This is a genomic window from Serratia sp. ASV30 (genome assembly GCF_016428815.1).
Taxonomy (GTDB): Bacteria; Pseudomonadota; Gammaproteobacteria; order Enterobacterales; family Enterobacteriaceae; genus Chania; species Chania fonticola_C.
Genome location: NZ_JAELTL010000079.1, coordinates 1 through 20,255 on the forward strand (window position 1 = coordinate 1; position 20,255 = coordinate 20,255).

18 protein-coding genes are annotated in these 20,255 nt (G+C 55.6%); 11 read left to right on the forward strand and 7 right to left on the reverse strand.

Going from position 1 to position 20,255, the window contains the following annotated elements:
- Both JHD74_RS23440 and tssB read right to left on the reverse strand, forming a co-directional pair.
- On the reverse strand, positions 1-634 hold a 634-nt coding region (locus tag JHD74_RS23440; protein ID WP_233169653.1), incomplete at its 3' end, for a type VI secretion system contractile sheath domain-containing protein.
- A gap of 27 nt (positions 635-661) precedes the next feature.
- Positions 662-1,159, reverse strand: coding sequence for a type VI secretion system contractile sheath small subunit (gene tssB / locus JHD74_RS23445; RefSeq protein ID WP_024529701.1), 498 nt, complete (start codon positions 1,157-1,159; stop codon positions 662-664).
- Positions 1,160-1,919: 760 nt separating this feature from the next.
- Here tssB and JHD74_RS23450 point away from each other — a divergent pair.
- On the forward strand, positions 1,920-2,438 hold the full coding sequence (locus JHD74_RS23450; protein ID WP_021178406.1) for an Hcp family type VI secretion system effector: 519 nt from the start codon (positions 1,920-1,922) through the stop codon (positions 2,436-2,438).
- An 84-nt stretch (positions 2,439-2,522) separates the two neighbouring features.
- Here JHD74_RS23450 and JHD74_RS23455 read toward each other — a convergent pair whose 3' ends face one another.
- On the reverse strand, positions 2,523-3,527 hold the full coding sequence (locus tag JHD74_RS23455) for a LacI family DNA-binding transcriptional regulator (protein WP_074031864.1): 1,005 nt from the start codon (positions 3,525-3,527) through the stop codon (positions 2,523-2,525).
- A 92-nt stretch (positions 3,528-3,619) separates the two neighbouring features.
- Positions 3,620-4,162, reverse strand: a complete 543-nt coding sequence (locus tag JHD74_RS23460; protein ID WP_024529700.1) for a D-lyxose/D-mannose family sugar isomerase — start codon at positions 4,160-4,162, stop codon at positions 3,620-3,622.
- Between the two features lie 220 nt (positions 4,163-4,382).
- Between JHD74_RS23460 and JHD74_RS23465 the strand changes: the two genes are divergently transcribed.
- The 5 genes from JHD74_RS23465 to JHD74_RS23485 are packed head-to-tail and all read left to right on the forward strand — an operon-like array spanning position 4,383 to position 10,557.
- Complete coding sequence (locus tag JHD74_RS23465) at positions 4,383-5,417, forward strand: NAD(P)-dependent alcohol dehydrogenase (protein ID WP_161712239.1); 1,035 nt, start codon at positions 4,383-4,385, stop codon at positions 5,415-5,417.
- 3 nt (positions 5,418-5,420) lie between these two features.
- Entirely contained in the window at positions 5,421-6,938 is a 1,518-nt protein-coding gene (gene xylB, locus JHD74_RS23470; RefSeq protein ID WP_199063619.1) for a xylulokinase, read from the forward strand.
- A complete protein-coding gene (locus tag JHD74_RS23475) occupies positions 6,935-8,440 on the forward strand; it encodes a sugar ABC transporter ATP-binding protein (protein WP_199063620.1) in 1,506 nt (501 codons plus the stop codon). Before xylB ends, JHD74_RS23475 begins: the two co-directional genes overlap by 4 nt.
- Positions 8,441-8,477: 37 nt before the next feature.
- On the forward strand, positions 8,478-9,515 hold the full coding sequence (locus JHD74_RS23480) for an ABC transporter permease (protein ID WP_024529696.1): 1,038 nt from the start codon (positions 8,478-8,480) through the stop codon (positions 9,513-9,515).
- Between the two features lie 49 nt (positions 9,516-9,564).
- On the forward strand, positions 9,565-10,557 hold the full coding sequence (locus tag JHD74_RS23485; RefSeq protein WP_370592698.1) for a substrate-binding domain-containing protein: 993 nt from the start codon (positions 9,565-9,567) through the stop codon (positions 10,555-10,557).
- Between the two features lie 504 nt (positions 10,558-11,061).
- Here JHD74_RS23485 and flhA read toward each other — a convergent pair.
- The 3 genes from flhA to hypA form a co-directional block, all read right to left on the reverse strand.
- Positions 11,062-13,128, reverse strand: a complete 2,067-nt coding sequence (flhA, locus tag JHD74_RS23490; protein ID WP_024529694.1) for a formate hydrogenlyase transcriptional activator FlhA — start codon at positions 13,126-13,128, stop codon at positions 11,062-11,064.
- Positions 13,129-13,267: 139 nt separating this feature from the next.
- Positions 13,268-13,561 carry a hydrogenase maturation factor HybG gene (gene hybG / locus JHD74_RS23495; protein ID WP_024529693.1) on the reverse strand — a complete coding sequence of 98 codons (294 nt, stop codon included), beginning with the start codon at positions 13,559-13,561 and terminating at the stop codon, positions 13,268-13,270.
- Positions 13,562-13,576: 15 nt separating this feature from the next.
- Complete coding sequence (gene hypA, locus JHD74_RS23500) at positions 13,577-13,921, reverse strand: hydrogenase maturation nickel metallochaperone HypA (protein WP_024529692.1); 345 nt, start codon at positions 13,919-13,921, stop codon at positions 13,577-13,579.
- A 660-nt stretch (positions 13,922-14,581) separates the two neighbouring features.
- Here hypA and hydN point away from each other — a divergent pair.
- Genes hydN through JHD74_RS23525 form a run of 5 tightly spaced genes read left to right on the forward strand, consistent with a single transcriptional unit; the run spans position 14,582 to position 20,231 of the window.
- The gene (hydN, locus tag JHD74_RS23505; protein WP_024529691.1) at positions 14,582-15,124 is read left to right on the forward strand and encodes an electron transport protein HydN; all 543 of its coding nucleotides are present in this window, start codon (positions 14,582-14,584) and stop codon (positions 15,122-15,124) included.
- A 31-nt stretch (positions 15,125-15,155) separates the two neighbouring features.
- Positions 15,156-15,776, forward strand: coding sequence for a 4Fe-4S dicluster domain-containing protein (locus JHD74_RS23510; RefSeq protein ID WP_065685202.1), 621 nt, complete (start codon positions 15,156-15,158; stop codon positions 15,774-15,776).
- A gap of 2 nt (positions 15,777-15,778) precedes the next feature.
- A complete protein-coding gene (gene hyfB / locus JHD74_RS23515) occupies positions 15,779-17,794 on the forward strand; it encodes a hydrogenase 4 subunit B (RefSeq protein WP_199063621.1) in 2,016 nt (671 codons plus the stop codon).
- 11 nt (positions 17,795-17,805) lie between these two features.
- Complete coding sequence (locus tag JHD74_RS23520) at positions 17,806-18,756, forward strand: respiratory chain complex I subunit 1 family protein (RefSeq protein WP_024529688.1); 951 nt, start codon at positions 17,806-17,808, stop codon at positions 18,754-18,756.
- Between the two features lie 17 nt (positions 18,757-18,773).
- Complete coding sequence (locus JHD74_RS23525) at positions 18,774-20,231, forward strand: hydrogenase 4 subunit D (protein WP_029711297.1); 1,458 nt, start codon at positions 18,774-18,776, stop codon at positions 20,229-20,231.
- Positions 20,232-20,255: the final 24 nt, after the last annotated feature.

The following is a 20,255-nucleotide window of genomic DNA, read 5'->3' on the forward strand; positions in this document are numbered from 1 at the left end:
CCCCCCCCCCCCCCCCCCCCCCCCCCCCCCCCCCCCCCCCCCCCCCCCCCCCCATTTTAGATGTGTATAAGAGACAGGCCATGGCCCCAACGGCGCTGACGTATTGCAGCAGCTTCATATCCGGGGTGCTGTTGCTGAACGCATAGTTACCGATGATGGCTGCGGTAGGTTCGCCGCCAAACTGGCCATAACCGGATGAATACACGTGCTTGTAGAAACCAGACTGGATAATTTCCGGCGAGAACTCAAAATCTTCCAGCAGCTCTTCTTTCGTCGCGTGCATGATGTTGATTTTGATGTTTTCACGGAAATCGGTGCGATCCACCAACAGCTTCAGTGAACGCCAGGAGGATTCGATTTCGCGGAATTCTTTGGCATGCAGAATTTCGTCCATCTGGGCACTGAGCTTTTTATCCAGCTCAATGATCATTCTGTCGACCAACAGCTTGTTGATCGGTTCTTCGTTGGTGCCGGTGTCCAGAATGCTGCTGATAAATGCAGCCACGCCCTGTTTGGCGACGTCATAGCCATCATTGCCCGGCATCATGCGGGTCTGAGACATGATTTCGTCTAGCAGGAAAGTGGTACTGGTAGGTTCGGCAGCTAAAACCGCATTTTCTTCATGTAAAGACATACGTAAAATTCCCTCTTTCCGTCTCAATTATTTCTGATTAAGAATGTCCAGTTCCTTTAGCAACTGCTCACGCATTTCTTCATTGCCTAGGAGATCTTGCAGACGAGAACGGAAGGCAGGAATGTTGCCCAGAGGCCCTTTCAGGGCGACCAGCGCTTCCCGCAGTTCCAGAATTTTTTTCAATTCAGGGACGTTTTTCGCCACGTTATCCGGTGAGAAATCGTCGAGGGAATTGATCGCCAATGTTACCGGCATCTCTTCTTTCCCTTCGCCTTCCAGGTGATTGGGTACAGTGAACGAAAGGTTGATATTGGCTTCGTTCATCACCGCGTTGAAGTTGTTCTTGCTGACGGAAACGACCTGACGTTCTTCAATCGGAGTATCTTCACGAACCCCCTTGAGATCGCCAACAACCATCAGGTTCAGTGGCAGTTCGATTTCAGTGGTTTGATCGCCCGTGTTAGGAACATACTTAATGTTGATCCTTTCCTTGGGGGCAACACTGCTTTGATTATTCTTACTCATCACTCGTCCTTTTAGTCACAATAAGGGAATACCAGCTAATGTTTGTTGAATGAGCACCGGAAAATGACATTCAGATATCATCCATGCTAATAGAGTCATCGCCATCTATTCAGATAGTAAATCTATCACCGTAAACCTAAATACCTTCCTCCTATGCCGTGCCGAAGTCTGCGAATAATCTGGTTTTACGCGCAAAGTTGGGAATCCTCCTATATTTCACGAGACTCTGAGAATTATCCCAAATAATGACAAAACCCCGAACACGGGATTGCTGCACACGGCAAAAACTGGACATTTCCTGCATTAGCATAGCTTCACTGAATGTATCGTCCCCGATCTGACCGGTAAAAGTCCATAAATTTTTCTTTACTAAGCTTCCTAATAATTTATCTCCTGGCAAGAGCAACTTTCGGCTTATGATCATAAAAAATAATTTTATAAAAATTAATTATCACAATAAAAACATATAGTTATGAAATAATGTAATTTTAATAATTATGTTTAACCCACAAATCATAACCTACATCAATATTTAATCCAGCATAAAACACCAATAATACAAATATTATAATCATTTATACCATTAAGGATACCAATAAACCTTGCAAATTTGTGAGTGGCTTGGCACTAGGGAAAGACCCGATTATAGTGAGGGCCGAAGTGAGAAGTGGGGCAAGTCACATTCGAGGTCGATTATTATCGGCGAGGGGTGTGACTAGCATTGAGTTATTACTAAGCTTATCTAACAAGGATCTTTAAGATGCCAACTCCAGCTTATATCTCTATCACAGGGAAAACCCAGGGTAATATTACCGCCAGCGCATTTACCGCTGAATCTGTCGGTAACATCTTTGTTCAAGGCCACGAAGACCAGATGCTGGTTCAGGAATTTGAACATATCGTTACCGTACCAACCGATCCGCAGTCTGGCCAGCCGTCAGGGCAGCGTGCACATAAGCCATTCCGCTTCACCGTGGCTTATAACAAAGCTGTTCCATTGCTGTATAACGCATTGGCCTCTGGCGAAATGCTGCCAACGGTTGAATTGAAATGGTACCGCACCTCGATCGAAGGTAAACAAGAGCACTTCTTTACCACCAAACTGGAAGATGCCACCATCATCGATATCGACTGCAAAATGCCACACTGCCAGGATCCAACCAAGGCTGAGTTCACTCAGTTGGTTCGCGTTTCACTGGCATACCGTAAAATCACTTGGGAACACACCACTGCCGGGACTTCGGGTTCTGACGACTGGCGTGCCCCAATCGAAGCCTAAGGCCAGCCTTAGCTTCGCCCAAGCAGCCAATCGAGAGATTGGCTGTTTTTATTTCCGCCTACCACCAAGCTCAATGGCCAGCGGCTAGCCGCCAATCAGCTTGCCTCTGACAATGACTTTACCCGGTTTAATATCGTGATCGACGGCCCGACGGATAGCCAAACCTAACGCCTGCCAGGCGATTTCATGCAGATCGTGGGAAATACAGGGGAAATTAAACCCGTAAATCGCCGCATTGGAAACTTCATCAATACCAAACAGCGAGACATCTTTCATCAGCGCCAAACGATGATCGACACAGGATTTGATGATGCCTAGCGAGATCTGGTTATTGCAGCCGACAAAATAGTCTGGCGGCGGCTGGCGATCGAGATACTCGTTAGTCACGCGCAGGGCGGCATCCATATAGAAATCCGCATGAATAATCTCCAGGCTCGCCACCTTGCCTTGCAGCGCAGCAATCAGCCCGGTAACCCGCTCTTTGGCCACGTTGGAATCCTCTGGCCCGGAAACTACCACCACCTTTTGGCTGTTCTGCTCCAGCAGATAACGCCCCGCCTGTAAACCACAGTCCAGATTGTCGATATACACACCGCTGCAAAACGCCCCATCCAGTTCCCGATCGACCAGCACCACCGGGATGCCGAGTCTTTCCAGGTTTTTCAGGTAGCCGGGCGTGTAGTTTCGGTCCGATGAAATCACCGATAAAATGATGGCGTCCACGTTGTAGCCAATCAGTTTATCGATAATGCGGTTTTCATTCTCCTGCGACTCATAAGAGTCAAACACCAGCGTATCGTAGCCCGCTTTCTGCGCCTCCAGCGTCATCAGCCGGGTGAGTGCGCCAAAAAACGGGTTGGCCATATCAGGGTTGACGATGCCGATCGTTTTGCTTGCTTTAGCCCGCAGATTGCGTGCGGCCGTGTTCATCACATACCCCAGACTCTCCGCCGTCTTGAGGATGCGATCGAGCGTATCGGGGTGGACTTTATCCGGCTGGGAGAAGGCGCGGGATACGGTAATTTTGCTGACATTTGCAAGCGCTGCGACGCTCTCTAGCGTCGCTTTCAGTGGTCGATCGGCCGCCAAGTGTGACTCCTGGTTGGAACATATCATTTTGTATCATGACAAGGTGATCAAGGATTATCACCTCTTATGTAAATACTCTCATCACCGCAGCATCAACCGACGCGCCGGACGTTGGGATCGGTAAAAACATCCAGATCATCACGGCTTTGCGACGAGAACTCAGAAACCACCGCGCCAAGCTTGCCTGCCTGGAACCAGTGTCTGGTATTAGGCTTGATTGTATATTGTTCTCCCGCGCGCAACAAAATATAACGCTGGCAGGTATACCACTGTTCGAACCCGGCTGGAGGTTGACAGGCTGGGGTCCCCCGCTCGGTGTTCAAGGTCAGGGCATCATCATCCACAAACAGATAGACCTCCCCCCAGCGGCAGCGGAACGTTTCCTGTTTGCCCGGCGTATCATCAAACGGCGGATGGAGATGCTCCGGACAGGTCTGGTGTGGAAACAACACCAGCTCCTTGGCGCAGTAGCGCGGGGTGTTAATGTAAGTGAGTAGCTGTAACCCCGAGCGCGGGTAATCGGCCAGGCCGAAATCCGTCAGCTCGATCTCCTGTTTTTCCACGTCGGTCAACCGTATGCCACAGCCTGCAAGCAAGGTTTGGGTTCTTTCTAACGCATCGATAGGTCGCTGCATGATGTCCTCGTTAACGTTAATGATATCGATACCATCATAATTAACATCACATGCCAATAAATGTGATCTTAACGACTATTTCACCTCATTAAACCAACAAATTTTAACACAAAAGCAAAAAACACAACCAACATCACACATTTTTAGCCCGCTCGCGCTTACTATCCTGATCATTGAAATGATATCGATACCATAAAAATGATACGAAAGGATGATAACCATGCAAGCATTAGTGCTAGAAAAACCCGGTAAAATCAGCATCCAGGATTGTCAGTTTGATGAAGTCCTTGGCGAAAACGATGTACAGGTCAAGATCCATTCCGTCGGTATTTGCGGCAGCGATGTGCATTACTATCAGCATGGCCGCATTGGACCGTTCGTGGTTAACGCCCCGATGGTGCTAGGCCATGAAGCTGCCGGCGTCGTCATGGCGGTTGGCAAAAACGTTCGCCACCTGCAGGTTGGCGATCGGGTTTGCATGGAGCCTGGCATTCCCGATCTGCAATCACAGCAATCCCGTGCAGGGATCTACAACCTGGATCCAGCCGTTCGCTTCTGGGCCACGCCGCCGATCCACGGCTGCCTGAGAGAGAGCGTCATCCACCCTGCCGCCTTCACCTTTAAACTGCCGGATAACGTCAGCTTTGCCGAGGGTGCCATGGTTGAACCCTTGGCTATCGGTATGCACGCCGCCACCAAGGCCGCGATCAAGCCGGGTGATATCGCGCTGGTGATTGGCGCTGGCCCCATCGGCGTGGTGACCGCCCTGGCGGCGTTGGCCGGTGGCTGCTCAGATGTGATTATCTGCGATCTGTTTGAAGAGAAACTGCAGGTGGCCGCCAATTATGAGGGGCTGCACGCGGTCAATATCAAAACCGGCAACCTGGCGCAAAAGGTCGCCGAGTTGACCAGCGGCAACGGCGTCGACATCGTGTTCGAATGCAGCGGGGCCAAACCGGCCATCGGCGGCGTCAGCGAGCATATTGCTCCCGGTGGCACCGCTGTGCTGGTCGGCATGCCGATCGATGCTGCCCCCATGGACATCGTGGCCGCCCAGGCCAAAGAGGTCACCTTCAAGACCATTTTCCGTTACGCCAATATGTATCCACGCACCCTGCGCCTGCTCAGCTCCGGCAAGTTGCGGGTCCAGCCGCTGATCTCGCAAAGCTTCAAGTTCAAAGACAGCGTGGCCGCCTTTGAACGCGCGGCGGCGGGTCATCCAACCGACATCAAAATCATGTTGGAAATGGAGTAACCCATGGCGCTCTATGCAGGCATCGACTGTGGTACACAAGGCACCAAGGTGGTGATTGTCGATGGCACATCCGGCACCATCGTGGGCGAAGGCAGCGCGCCGCATGAGATGATCAGCGACTCTTCCGGCCGCCGGGAACAGTTGACCGAGTGGTGGATTGAGGCATTGTTGCTGGCGTTTCGTCAGGCGATCGACAGCGCCAGCATTGACCCAGCGGCCATTGTCGCCCTGTCGGTTTCCGGGCAGCAGCACGGTTTCGTTGCTTTGGATGAACAAGGCGACGTGCTACACGCGGTGAAACTATGGTGCGACACCTCCACCCAGCGGGAAAACGACGTTCTGCTGGCGGGCCTGGGTGGCATCAAAGGTTCCTTGCAGACGCTGGGGCTGATGGTAGCGGCGGGCTATACCGCGTCCAAGATCCTGTGGTTCAAGCAACAACATCCACAGCTGTGGGCACGGTTGAAAACGGTACTGTTACCGCATGACTATCTTAACTTCTGGCTGACCGGAGAGCGGGTCGCGGAATTTGGCGATGCCTCCGGCAGCGGGCTGTTTGACATTCGTCAGCGCTGCTGGGATCGCGATGCCGTAGCGCTGATCGACGATAGTGGCCTGCTGTGGAACGCCCTGCCTCGCCTGATCAACGCCGAGGAAAGCGTTGGCTACTTGCGCCCGGAAGTCGCAACCCTGCTGGGGCTGCAGCCCAATGTCCGGGTGGCCAGCGGCGGCGGCGACAACATGATGGCGGCAATCGGCACCGGTAACATTCGCCCCGGTATCGTGACCATGAGTCTCGGCACCTCCGGGACGCTGTTTGCCTATGCCGATCGGCCGGTGGTCAGCCATTCTGAAGCGATTGCCGGTTTCTGCTCCAGCAGCAACGGCTGGCTGCCGCTGATTTGCACCATGAACGTCACCTCTGCCAGCACCTCGGTACAGCGCCTGTTACAGCAGGACGTGGCCGGATTCAATCAGGCCCTTGCCGCCACCGAGCCTGGAGCGGCGGGTGTGATGATGCTGCCATTCTTCAACGGCGAGCGCGTTCCACCACTGCCCGCAGCCAAGGCCAGCCTGCATAACCTGGACAGTGACAACTTTACCGGAGCCAACCTGTGCCGGGCCGTAGTAGAAAGCGCTACCTATGGCCTGCGTTACGGCCTCGACCTGTTCCAGCAGCAAGGTATTTCCACCAGCGAAATTCGCCTCACCGGCGGTGGCGCTCGCAGCGCCTGCTGGCGGCAGATCGTTGCCGACGTGATGAACTGCCCGGTGGTGTGTCTGGCAGAAAAGGAAACCGCTGCGTTGGGTGCCGCCATTCAAGCTATGTGGTGTGACAACCTTGTGGCCCAACCCGAGTTGTTAGCCTCAGAAGAGTTAACCAGGCTATGCCAGCGTTTTGTCCGGCTGGATGAAGAGACCCGCGTGATGCCGGATCCGCAGCGCCAGCGGCAATATGCCGATCTGTATGCCGGTTACCTGAACCTACTGCAAAAAGAGTATCCCGAGGTGAAGCTATGACACGCGATCCCCAGACCCAAGCCCTGGCCTACTTGCTGGAAGTCACCGGCGTGAGGAAGTCGTTTGGCTCCGTCGTCGCACTGAAAAACGCCGAATTCTGCCTGCGCAAAGGGTCGATCCACGCGCTGTGCGGTGGCAACGGTGCCGGGAAATCCACCTTTCTCAGCATCCTGATGGGCTTTATCCAGCCCGACAGCGGCGATATTTTCGTCAATGGCCAACGCTGTGAGTTTGCTCATCCAAAAGAGGCGCTGGCGGCTGGCATCGCTATCGTGCAACAAGAGCTGAGCGCCATCCCCGATCTGACGGTGGCCGAAAACATCTGGTTGGGGCGCGAACCCCGCCGCCTGGGGTTTGTGGATTTCAAAACCATGAACCAGCAGACCGCTGCGCTGTTACAGGACCTGCATTTTTCCCTGTCGCCGACGGAAAAAATGCGCAACCTCAGCGTGGCGGAACAGCAACTGGTGGAGATCGCCAAGGCCCTCTCCCACTCAGATGCCGACATCATCATCATGGATGAACCCACGTCGGCCATCGGCGAGGAGGACGTGCAGAAAATCTTCCAGGCGATCACCCGTTTGGCCGCCAAGGGCAAAGGCATCATTTATGTCTCGCACCGTCTGTCCGAGATCTTCCAGATTGCCGACAGCTACACCATTTTCCGCGACGGCAGCTATATCCATGAAGGGTTATTGCAAGATATCACCCGCGAGCAACTGATCGAGCACATCATTGGCGGCGAGTTCGAAAGCGAGTTTGCCAAGTTCAATCAGCCCGGCAATGAAGTGATGATGGAGGTGCAGCACCTGTGCTGGGGCAACAAGATCCGCGACATCAGCCTGACGTTAAAACGCGGCGAGATCCTGGGGATTTACGGGCTGGTAGGGTCCGGGCGCAGTGAGTTCCTCGATCTGATCTTTGGCATTCAGCACGCGGACAGCGGCACTATCCAGATCGGCGATCGTCAGCTCGCCAAACATTCACCACAAGAATCAATCAACAGCGGCCTGGCCTACGTGACGGAAGACCGCAAGGATACCGGCCTGGTGCTGTGCCGCTCGGTTAAAGAAAATATCAACGTGGCTTCGCTGGGTGCCATCAGCCAACTGGGCATGATTAACCCAGGCCAGGAACAGCAGCGTGCCAACGATATGATCCAGCGCTTCAACATCAAAACCCCCGATGCCGACCACATCGTCGGCAACCTGAGCGGCGGCAACCAGCAGAAGGTGGTATTGGGGCGTTGGGCCTTGCTCGATCCGCAAATCATGCTGCTCGATGAGCCGACGCGCGGCATTGACGTGGGGGCCAAAAAAGAGATCTACCGCTTTATGTCCGAATTCGCGCTGAAGGATAAAGCGATCATCATGGTGTCTTCCGAGCTGTCAGAAATTATCGGTATGAGCGACCGCATTCTGGTGTTTCGTAACGGCATGCTCGCCGGTGAATTATCGACTAAAAACGCCACGCAGGCGGAACTAATGAAACTGGCCGTATAGCCAGGCAATCAACTCATTATTTTAAAGAGAACTTACTATGAATGGCACCCACTCATTAACGCCCGGGTTAGCTTTTTTTACGCAAAATAAACGACATCTGCACAAATACGGCATTATTATCGCCTTCTTCGTGTTGTGTCTGATCGTCACGGTGATTGGCGAGGTTCAGGTGGCGCAAGGTGCCTGGAGCAGCAATTACTTCTTAAGCGACGAGAACATGCTGATCGTTCTGCGCCAGATCTCGATTAACGGCATTCTGGCCATCGGCATGACCTTTGTGATTATTACCGCCGGGGTCGATCTTTCCGTGGGCTCGGTATTGGCGCTGAGCGGCATCGTTGCCGCCCGCTTTGCCACCACCAACAGCGGGCTGTCTATCGGCGATACCGCGCACGCCGTGATGGTGCCGCTGATTGTCGCCCTGGGCATCGGTATCGTCTGCGGGCTGATCAACGGCACCATTCTGGCCCGCTACCGCTTGCAGCCCTTCATCGTCACCATGGGGATGCTTTCCGCCGCCCGTGGCCTGGCGCTGCTGACGACCGACGGTAACCCGGTTTCCCAACTTAACAACGATTTCCGCTGGTTAGGCAATGGCTATGTGCTGGGCATCCCGGTGCCGGTGATTATTTTCACCGCCCTGTTTGTGCTCGCCTGGATCCTGCTCAATAAGACCATCTTCGGCCGCCATGTGTATGCCGTGGGGGGCAACCAGAAGAGCGCCCGCACCTCCGGCATCAGCGTGATCCAAATCAAGGTATTGGTCTACACCCTGTGTGCTGCCCTGGCGGGCATCGCCGGTTTGATCCTGACGGCCCGTACCGGCTCCGCACAAACCAACGCCGGTAGCGCCTACGAGCTGGACGCCATTGCCGCCGTGGTCATTGGCGGCACCAGCATGGCCGGCGGCGTCGGCACCTTGGTTGGCACCCTGTTCGGCGTATTGATTATCGGCGTGATGAATAACGGCCTCGATTTGCTCGGTGTGCAGTCCTATTACCAGCAGATCATCAAGGGCGCATTGATTGTTGTCGCCGTGTTGCTCGACCCGTCACGCAAACAACAGCGTGACTAACTTACCTCATAACAACAAAACCCTATAACCAGGAGTCACCATGAACAAGATGACCAAAATTGCGTTGCTCACCTCCGGCCTGCTGCTGGGGACCTCAACGCTGGCCCAGGCCGCCCCGGTGAAAATCGCCGTGCTGATGTACGGCATGAAGGCCGAGTTTGTCCAACTGATGGAAAAGGCGGCGAAAGAGCATCCTGAGGTTAAAAACGGTAACGTGCAGCTCACCGTTTACGATGGCCGCTACGACCCGATGGTGCAGAACAATCAGGCAGAAACCGCCATTCAGACCAAGACTGATGCCATCATCATTAACCCGATGGATTACGAGGCCAACATCGATGTGGTGACCATGGCCAACAAGGCCAAGATCCCGGTGGTAGTCACCAACGCCCGTTTGAATACCGATCAGATGACCTCTGAAGTGGTCTCTGACGACGTGCTCGGCGGGTATCTGGAAGCCAAAGCGGTGCTGCAAAAAATGAACTGCCAGGGCAACGTGGTGATTATCGAAGGACCAAAAGGCGGCAGCGGTGAGATCCAGCGTGGGCAAGGCAACGACAAGGCTATTGCCGAATGTGGTCCAGGCAAAATCAAGGTGCTGGAGCGCAAGACGGCCAACTGGTCACGTGCCGAGGCACTGCCGCTGATGGAAAACTGGTTGCAGAAACACCGTGGCCAGATTAACGGCGTCATCGCGCAAAACGACGAAATGGCCTTGGGAGCGATTGAAGCCATCAAGGGTGCCAATCTGAACGTGAAAGACTTTGCGATTGCCGGGGTCGACGGCGTCTCCGATGCCATTCGTGCCGTACAGGCCGGTGAGATGGTGTCGATTCTACAAGATGCCCATGCCCAGATGCAGGGTTCTATCGATGTAGCGCTGCGCGCGGTAAAAGGCGACAGCTATCAGCCACAGTCGGATATCTGGAAGCAGTATGCAGGCCAGATGCAGTGGGATAACGGCACGGCTAAACGCTACTCGGTGCCATGGACCGTGGTGACCACCGAAAACGCCGCCCAACTGCTGGATGCGCGTAAGTAAGTATCCCTAAACCTTTGAACTAGTCTATTAATCTCCCCCTCACCCCAACCCTCTCCCACAGGGAGAGGGAGCTGCATAGAGTGCGAAGTTAGCCCGTACAGCTTCGAAAAGTTGGGAGTAATAAAAAGACCAAAGACTGGGCATTACACCGAAAAATCAACGAACTCGATCCCTATAGGGAGAGGGAGCTGCGTGGAGTGCGAAGTTAGACCATACAGCTTCGGAAACTTGGGAGTAATAAAAAGACCAAAGTCCGGGCATTACACAGAAAAAATCAACGAACTCGATCCCCACAGGGAGAGGGAGCTGCATAGAGTGCGAAGTTAGCCCGTACAGCTTCGGAAACTTGGGAGTAATAAAAAGACCAAAGACTGGGCATTACACCGAAAAATCAACGAACTCGATCCCTACAGGGAGAGGGAGTTGCGTGGAGCACGAAGTTAGCCCGTACAGCTTCGAAAAGTTGGGAGTAATAAAAAGACCAAAGACAGGACGTTACGCCGCTCAATTCACCGAAATCCCCCACTTTTTCATCCGCGATAGCAGCGTTGTCCGTTTTAGCCCAAGGCGCTGTGCGGCCCCTCGTGGCCCGGCGACTACGCCGTTGGTTTCTCTCAGCACACGTAGCACCCGTTGGCGCTCATCCTCCTCCGGCGATACCGTTTCCTTGGCTGGCGCCGAGAGCACCACTGCGGGTTGCGAATACGGCAATTCAGGTAGCGGCAGCTCGAGCACCGAGCCACGCGTCAACAATACCGCCCGCTCAATCACGTTCTCCAGTTCACGCACATTGCCCGGCCATGGCATCTGGCTTAATAGCCGCAGCGTTTGTGCCGGGATACTGTCGATGGTGCGTTTCATGCGGCGAGCAATTTTATGGGTCAGGAACTTCACCAACTGGGGGATATCCTCAGGCCGTTCGCGCAGCGGTGGAATGACGATAGGAAACACGTTCAAGCGATAGAACAGATCGCTGCGAAACTCACGATCGGCCACCATCTGTTGCAAATCCCGGTTGGTGGCGGCGATCAGGCGGATATCAACAGAGATCGGTTTGTTACCACCGACTCGTTCAAACTCCCGCTCCTGTAACACCCGCAGCAGCTTGGGTTGCAGCTCAATGGGGATCTCCCCCACTTCATCGAGGAACAGTGTCCCCTTCTCCGCCAGCTCAAAGCGGCCCATGCGTTGCGTGGAAGCCCCGGTAAACGAGCCTTTTTCATGGCCAAACAGGTCGCTTTCTAACAAACCCGCAGGCATTACCGCACAGTTCATTTTCACCATGCGCTGGTCACGCCGTTCGCTCAGGTTATGGATCGCTCGCGCAATCAGCTCCTTGCCGGTGCCCGTTTCCCCGAGGATCAGTACCGAACAGTCGCTTTTAGCCACGATTTCGACCTGTTTGAGTACCGCAGACATCCCCGCGCTACGCCCGACAATCTCGCTCAGATCGGGATGATTGACGTTGATCTGCTCGGTCAGATACAGGTTCTCATGTACCAGGCTCTCTTTGAGCCGGTTGATCTCCTGACAGGCCAGCGCGTTATCCACCGCGATGGCAATACGCTCGGCAATCTGTTGCAGCACCCGCAAGTTGGCCGCATTGAAGCCATCCGCCTGACATTGTGCCAACTTCAGCACGCCCAGTTTCTTTTGGCCAAATATCAGTGGCAATACGCACAATGCCTCGATCCGGCCTTGTGAAAGATCAAACAGCCGACGTTCATAGCCAGAAAGCTGCTCGGCATTTTTCAGGTTCAGCAGCAGCATTTCGCCGCTGCGCATCACCCGTTCAGTTAAGGTGCCTGCCAACGCCACGTTGTACTGCTGGCGTTCGGCGGCGTTATTGTTCAGATAGTGGGTGGAGTAGATGGTGAGCTGCTCGGCGTGATTACTGCGTAACACGATGCTGATGGCGTCACTGTTGAAAAAGTGGTGAATTTTCTCCGAGATCTCCCCCATTACGTCATCCAGATCCAGCTTTGACAGCACCGCATTGGTGACATCCACCAAGATGCGATAGTCATCCAGCTCATGACGCAGTTGGTGCTGTAGCCCTTGCGCGTTTTCCAGCAAAACAATCTGCTGCGTGGCCAGCGCCACCAGCTCCATCAGCGTTTGCAACTGCACCAGGCTGGCATCGCTGAACGGCTCGTTTCCGCTACGCAGTAATTCACAGCCACCGAGCGGCCGACCGCTCGCATGTAGCGGCATCAAACAGTATTGGTTGAAGGGCGGATGCAACTTCAGGGCGCGGATTTGCGGATAGCGATCGTGCAGCTCATCGGCCTGCCAGCGTTGGGGTAACGAGCTGTGTTGGAAGCGGCTCACCGGGCCATTCGCCAGCAGCGTTTCGTCCTGATAGTTTACCGGCTGCTGCGCGTGATCCAGCCCGTGAAAACTCACCCGTTCGCTATGAGGATCAAATAGCACCAACGCGACGCTGTCGGCCAGTTGCAGGCGCCGCAACACCTGGCGCAATTGCAGTAACAGATCGATGAAATTATGCTGCCCGAGCAGCATGCGGGTAATTTCGAGCAGGTCTTGTTGTTCTAAGCGTACAGTCGACATGGTTTATCACTTGTCTGAGTCACGAAGATTATTGCCAGCGAACATCCTCACAAAGAGTAAGGTTTGTTAATGGTAATTTCTCCCGACCGGATCAACAAAACACCGCAACAGGAATATCATTTGCCGGGGATAGCACAATTTATCGCCGTTCCTGGTCACCTTCGCCTGCCAGGAACAGCGCGACGTCCTGCTCCACTTCTCCCATAGCTTGCAGCGCCGACAAGGTTTCCTGTGCTTCGTGCTCATCCAGGCGGCTCATGGCAAAGCCTACATGGATCAGCACCCAGCTACCGATTAGCGCTTCTGGCGCTTCATCGTCCTGACACACCAGGGCAATATTCACTTCTCGTTGCACACCGCAGACGTCGACCCAGGCGTGCTGGGGTTGGTTTTCGTCCAGCGCCACAACCTTACCGGGAATGCCTATACACATGCTTTTTCCTCTTGGTTATTCAATTTCCAGGCGCTTGAGTTGCAAACCGTCATCCGCCTGCACCCGTAGGTTGCGCCCGCCGCATTGCGGGCAGATCAACACCTGGGGAACCAGCAGTTGCATCTCCGCCCGGCAGTCGTGACACCAGCACTGGGCCTGTTGTTCGAGCAGATGTAACTCACAGCCTTCGGCCAAGGTGCCGCGACAAACCATGTCGAAGCAGAACCGTAGGGACTCCGCCTCCACGCAGGAAAATGCGCCAATCTCAAACCAGACGGCGGTAATACGCCGGGCATGATTTTGCCGGGCGTGTTGCTGCATGATTTCCATCGCATGATGGCACAGGGTTATTTCATGCATCTGTCCTCCGTTGTTCGGCGATGAATGGCCGAAGCTTCAGCTAGTGCAATTACGGTGCCAAGGTGATCCCATGGCCCTCTCCCCAAGGAGAGGGGACCGATCGAGTTGGGCTGAAAGTATAGTGATCCTTCATAAACACCGGCTGACTCACCTTTGCTAAAGGGGGCGATCGAGGTTGCTGATATGACAGCCCTTCTCCCAACAGAGTAGGGGCTATCAGCTCCCTCTCCCTGTTGGAGAGGGGACCGATCGAGTTGGGCTGAAAGTATAGTGATCCTTCATAAACACCGGCTGACTCACCTTTGCTAAAGGGAGCGATCGAGGTTGCTGATATGACAGCCCTTCTCCCAACAGAGTAGGGGTTATCAGCTCCCTCTCCCTGTGGGAGAGGGTTGGGGTGAGGGTCAAACCGTCATTTTTGCTATCGATTTCGACAAAAATGACGAAGTGACGACGCCAACCCGGGCTGAATGTGACGAATATCCCCTCCCGCGTCGTCGTTTATGCCAATCAGCCGCTCATATGCGGCCAATAAAAACCCAACCATTTGTTTTATATATATTTATTACGTTTGGCACGTTTTATGTATAGCTAACGGCAGCACAGACTCAAAGGCTCGCCGCCTGGGGTTTAACGATGGAAGGTAACCAGGAGTGACTGATGAACAGGTTTATCATGGCCGATCCGCAAAAATGTATCGGCTGCCGCACTTGTGAGATCGCCTGCGTAGTGGCACATAGCCAAAATCAGGATGTCTCGGCGCTGGATGCCGCCAACTTCACGCCTCGCCTGCATCTGCTGAAAGGCGGCAATATCAGCACCGTGGTGCTGTGTCGTCAGTGTGATGATGCCCCCTGCGCCAGCGTTTGCCCCAACGGGGCCATCAGCCAGAGCGACGGCATGGTCAAGGTCACGCAGGAACGCTGCATCGGCTGTAAAGCCTGCGTCATGGCTTGCCCATATGGGGTGATGGAAGTGATCACCCGCCCGGTAGCCCACCATGGCAATGCCTCGATGTTCCCCGCCGCCGAGAAAGCGGAAGCGCACAAGTGCGATCTCTGCTCCGGACGAGCCAACGGCCCGGCCTGTATGGAGTTTTGCCCCACCGATGCGCTGCACTGCGTAGACCAACAGCTGCTGCAAAAAATGAATGCGGAAAAACGCCGCCGCGCCGCACTCACCCCACTGTCGTTGGCAATGTGAGCGTGAATCGCTTTCTGTTGGAGGAACGGCCATGAACCGCTTTGTTATTGCGGAGCCTCAGCACTGTATCGGCTGCAACACCTGCATGGCCGCCTGCACCGAGGTGCATAAGGCTGAAGGGCTACAGTCGCATCCCAGACTGACGGTGACGCGCGTCGGAGAGCAAACGGCACCGATGCTTTGCCGCCAATGTGAAGACGCCCCTTGCGCGCGCGTTTGCCCGGTCAATGCCATCACGCACGGCGAGCACGCCATCGAGCTGAACGAGACCCTGTGCATTGGCTGCAAGCTGTGTGGCCTGGCCTGCCCGTTCGGTGCAATCACGCCTGCGGGCAGTGGGCCGGTCAATATCCCGTCGATGTTTGAACAGTACGTCCCGGCAGAACTGTTGCCCGACGTGCCAACCAGTCCCGCAAGCCAATCGCCCTATCTGTCCTGGAATGCCGGGATTAAAACGGTGGCGGTGAAGTGCGATCTCTGCGCGTTCCTCGCCGATGGGCCTGAATGCGTACGCATCTGCCCAACCAATGCCTTGCATATCGTCGATGAACAGCAGCTTGAGCAGGAAGCGCAGGCCCGGCGTTTGGCGCGAGCCGGCCAGGTCGCGATCGGCTGGCCATCCTCTCCTTCTCTCGTCAGGGGGCAGAAATAAACATGGACTCTCTCACTCTACTGCTTTGGGCTTTGGTGATTTATGTCGCCGGTGGCGTGCTGTCGCTACTGCTGTTTCGCCGGGAGCGCCTTGCCATTTTGCTGGCGGGGATCAGCGCGATGCTCGGTGGCCTATTAGGACTATGCAGCGCCGTTCCCGTCCTGTTAAGCGGGCATACCCTCTCCTTCTCCACCCCTGGCCTGTTCTCGTTTGCCGCTTTTGTGGTGCGCATGGACTCGCTGGCGGCCTTTATGCTGGTGGTGATTTCGCTGCTGGTCACCGTTTGTGCGTTGTATTCCATCGCCTATGTGCAGGAATATCGCGGTAAAGGCGCCGCGAGCATGGGATTCTTTATGAACCTGTTTATCGCCTCGATGGTCGGGCTGGTGGTGATGGATAACGCCTTCTACTTCATCATTCTGTTCGAAATGATGTCGCTGGCCTCCTGGTTCCTGGTGATCGCCGATCAGGATGACGAATCCATCAGCGCCGGTTTGCTGTACTTCTTTATCGCCCATGCCGGATCGGTGCTGATCATGATCGCCTTCTTCCTGATGTGGCGGCAGAGCGGCAGCCTGGACTTTGACTCCTTCCGTTCGCTGTCGCTTTCCCCTTGGATGGCATCGGTCGTTTTCCTGCTGGCTTTCTTTGGCTTTGGGGCCAAGGCGGGGATGCTGCCGCTGCACAGCTGGCTACCGCGTGCCCACCCGGCAGCCCCTTCTCATGCTTCTGCGCTGATGTCTGGCGTGATGGTGAAGATCGGCATCTTCGGCATCATCAAGGTCGGGATCGATCTGCTGGGTGCCACCGAAATGTGGTGGGGCATCGTGGTGCTGACCTTCGGTGCGGTGTCTGCGGTGTTGGGTGTGCTGTATGCATTGGCCGAGCACGATATCAAACGCCTGCTGGCCTGGCACACGGTAGAGAACATCGGCATCATTTTAATGGGCGTTGGCGTGGCGATGGTCGGCATGGCTAGCGGACATCCGATAATGGCTGCGCTGGGCCTGCTCGGCGCGCTGTATCACCTGCTCAACCATGCGGTGTTTAAAGGCTTGCTGTTCCTGGGGGCCGGTGCCGTGATTTGGCGCGTGCATACCCGCGATATGGAACAGATGGGGGGTCTGGCGAAGCTGATGCCGCTGACCGGGCTGGCGTTCCTGATCGGCTGTATGTCGATCTCCGCCCTGCCGCCGCTGAACGGGTTTATCAGCGAGTGGTACACCTACCAATCGCTATTCTCCATGAGCCACGACGGCAACTTTGTGATGCGCCTCAGCGGCCCGATTGCCATGGTGATGCTGGCGATCACCGGGGCGCTGGCGGCGATGTGCTTCGTCAAGGTCTACGGCGTCAGCTTCTGCGGCGGGCCGCGCGGTGAAAAAGCGGCGCAGGCTCGCGAAGTGCCGTGGCAGATGACAGTCTCCATGCTGTTGCTGGCCCTGCTGTGCGTACTGCTCGGCGTGGGGGCCAGCGTAGTCGCACCCATTCTGGCGCAGGTTGCCATGACGCTGGTTGGCACTCATGACGTCACCGTCGTGCAAGGTTCAATGCTGGTGCCGCAACTGGCCAGCCAGGCCATGCTGTCACCGGCGTTGACCTTTATCCTGCTGCTCGCTCTGCCGCTGATCCCATTGGCGGTGTATCTGCTGCTGAAAAGCAATCAGTCCAGCTTCCGCCGCCGTGGCGACCCGTGGGCCTGTGGCTATAACTGGGAGCAGGCGATGGCGGTGTCTGCTGGGGGCTTTACCCAACCACTGCGCGCCATGTTTGCTTCGCTGTACCGTCTGCGCAAGCAGCTCGATCCAACGCCTGCATTGTCGCGGGCACTGGAACAGACCACCGCAGGGGCAACCCGTGCCGAACCGTTCTGGGATGACTGGATCATCAATCCGCTAGTCAAGGCCTCTCAGCGTCTGGGTGTGCGGTTGCAGGGCATGCAGAGCGGCGACTTCCGCTTCTATTGCCTGTATGTGGTGATCGCCTTGGTGATCCTGCTGTTGCTTGTCGCGGTTTAAGGGGAAATAGCATGTCGATGCAGGAAACACCGTCGTTAATGATGGGACTCTTCGCGCTGATGCAGGCGCTGATAATGCTGGCGCTCGCGCCGCTGTTCACCGGGATCTCCCGCCAAATCCGCGCCCGGATGCACTCGCGCCGTGGCCCCGGCATTTGGCAGGACTACCGCGATATGGGCAAGCTGTTCAAACGCCAGGAGGTGGCTCCGGCACAGTCGGGCGCCATCTTCCGCGTGATGCCTTATGTGTTGCTGAGCAGCATGTTGCTGGTGGCGATGACGCTGCCCATCTTCACGCGGACGTCGCCGTTTGCCGGTGCGGGGGACTTGATCACCCTGCTCTATCTGTTCGCACTGTTCCGCTTCTTCTTCTCGCTGTCTGGTCTGGATACCGGTAGCCCGTTTGCCGGGATCGGGGCCAGCCGCGAACTGACGCTGGGCGTATTGGTGGAACCTACGCTGATCCTGGCGTTGCTGGTGGTGGCCCTGATTGCCGGGTCCACCAATATTGGCACCATCAGCGCCACCCTGACCGAAGGTTGGAGTTCCCCGACGGCCACCCTGCTGGCCATGCTGGCCTGCGGTTTCGCCGCGTTTATCGAAATGGGCAAAATCCCCTTCGATGTAGCGGAGGCAGAACAGGAACTTCAGGAAGGGCCGCTGACCGAATACTCCGGCTCTGGCCTGGCGTTGGTGAAATGGGGGATCGGTCTCAAGCAGGTGGTGGTGGCCGAGCTGTTCCTGGCGGTGTTTATTCCCTTTGGCAAGGCGGCGGAACTGACGGTGCCTGCGCTGGCGCTGGCGACAGTCATCATGCTGGCCAAGCTGCTGGCGGTGTTTGTCATCGCCTCCATTTTTGAAAATACCTTGGCGCGTGGGCGGTTCTTGTTGACGCATCACGTTACCTGGCTCGGTTTTGGCGTAGCGGCGCTGGCCTTTGTCTTTTACCTAACCGGTCTGTAGCCGCCAGGAAACCCATTATGGAAAATACGCTCTGTTTGCAATATACCGCCCTCGCCACGCTGCTGCTGCCGTTTATCGGCGCGCTGCTGACGGCCTGCGTGCCGCAACGGATGGCCAAGTGGATCTGTACCCTGTTTGCGCTGCTGGCCACGCTGGGTACGGTGATCATCGGTTGGTTATTCCTGGCCCATGGCAAGGCGGATACCACCATCACGCTGTTGCAATACGGCAACGTGGCGCTGTTCGGTTTTATCATCGACCGCATCAGCACGCTGATTGTCTTCGCGGTGGTGTTTCTTGGCCTGCTGGTCAGCCTGTATTCCACCGGTTACCTCACCACGGCCAACCGCGAACATCCCCATGAGGGCAGCAACCGCTATTACGCTTTCCTGCTGATCTTTATCGGGGCGATGGCCGGGCTGGTGATGTCCTCCACCATTCTGGGACAATTGCTGTTCTTCGAGATCACCGGCGGCTGTTCCTGGGGGTTGATTAGCTACTACCAGACGCCGAAGGCACAGCGCTCGGCCATGAAAGCCCTGCTGATCACCCATATTGCCTCGATCGGCTTATACCTGGCGGCAGCGACGTTGTTCCTCAATACCGGCACCTTCGCCCTGAGCGCGATTGCGCAGCTCAACGGTACGGCCAGTCTGGTCGTGTTTGGCGGCATCCTGTTTGCGGCCTGGGGGAAATCGGCCCAGCTTCCGTTGCAGGCCTGGCTACCCGATGCCATGGAAGCCCCTACTCCGGTGAGCGCCTATCTGCACGCGGCTTCGATGGTGAAGGTGGGCGTCTACATCTATGCCCGCGCCATCCTGTCTGCGGATACGGTGCCGCATATTATCGGCTGGGTCGGCATCGTCATGGCGACTATCACCCTGATTTACGGTTTCCTGATGTACCTACCGCAAAAGGATATGAAGCGTCTGCTGGCGTGGTCCACCATCACCCAGCTCTCCTATATCTTCCTGGCGTTATCCATCTCCATCTTCGGTTCCAAAACCGCCTTTCTTGGCGGCGTGGCCTACATCTTTAACCACGCGTTTGCCAAGAGCCTGTTCTTCCTGGTGGCAGGGGCGCTGAGCTACAGCTGCGGTACCCGGATGCTGCCGCGCTTGCAGGGCGTGATGAACAAGATGCCGCTGCTGGGCGTCGGGTTCTGTGTAGCCGCGTTGGCGATCACCGGGGTGCCGCCGTTTAACGGCTTCTTCAGCAAGTTCCCGATTTTTGCCGCTGGTTTTGCACTGTCGCACGAGTTCTGGCTGATGACGCCGCTGATGGTGCTGGTGCTGATCGAATCGGTCGCCAGCTTTGCCTGGTTCATCTATTGGTTTGGGCGCGTTATTCCCGGCAAACCCAGTGATGAGGTGGCACAGGCCGCTCCGCTGCCGCTGGTGATGAGCGTGGTGTTAGTGATTCTGATCGCGATGTCGGTAGGTTCCAGCGTGATTGCCGTCGCCTGGCTTGGATAAGGGAGTTGATTATGACTGGTTCAC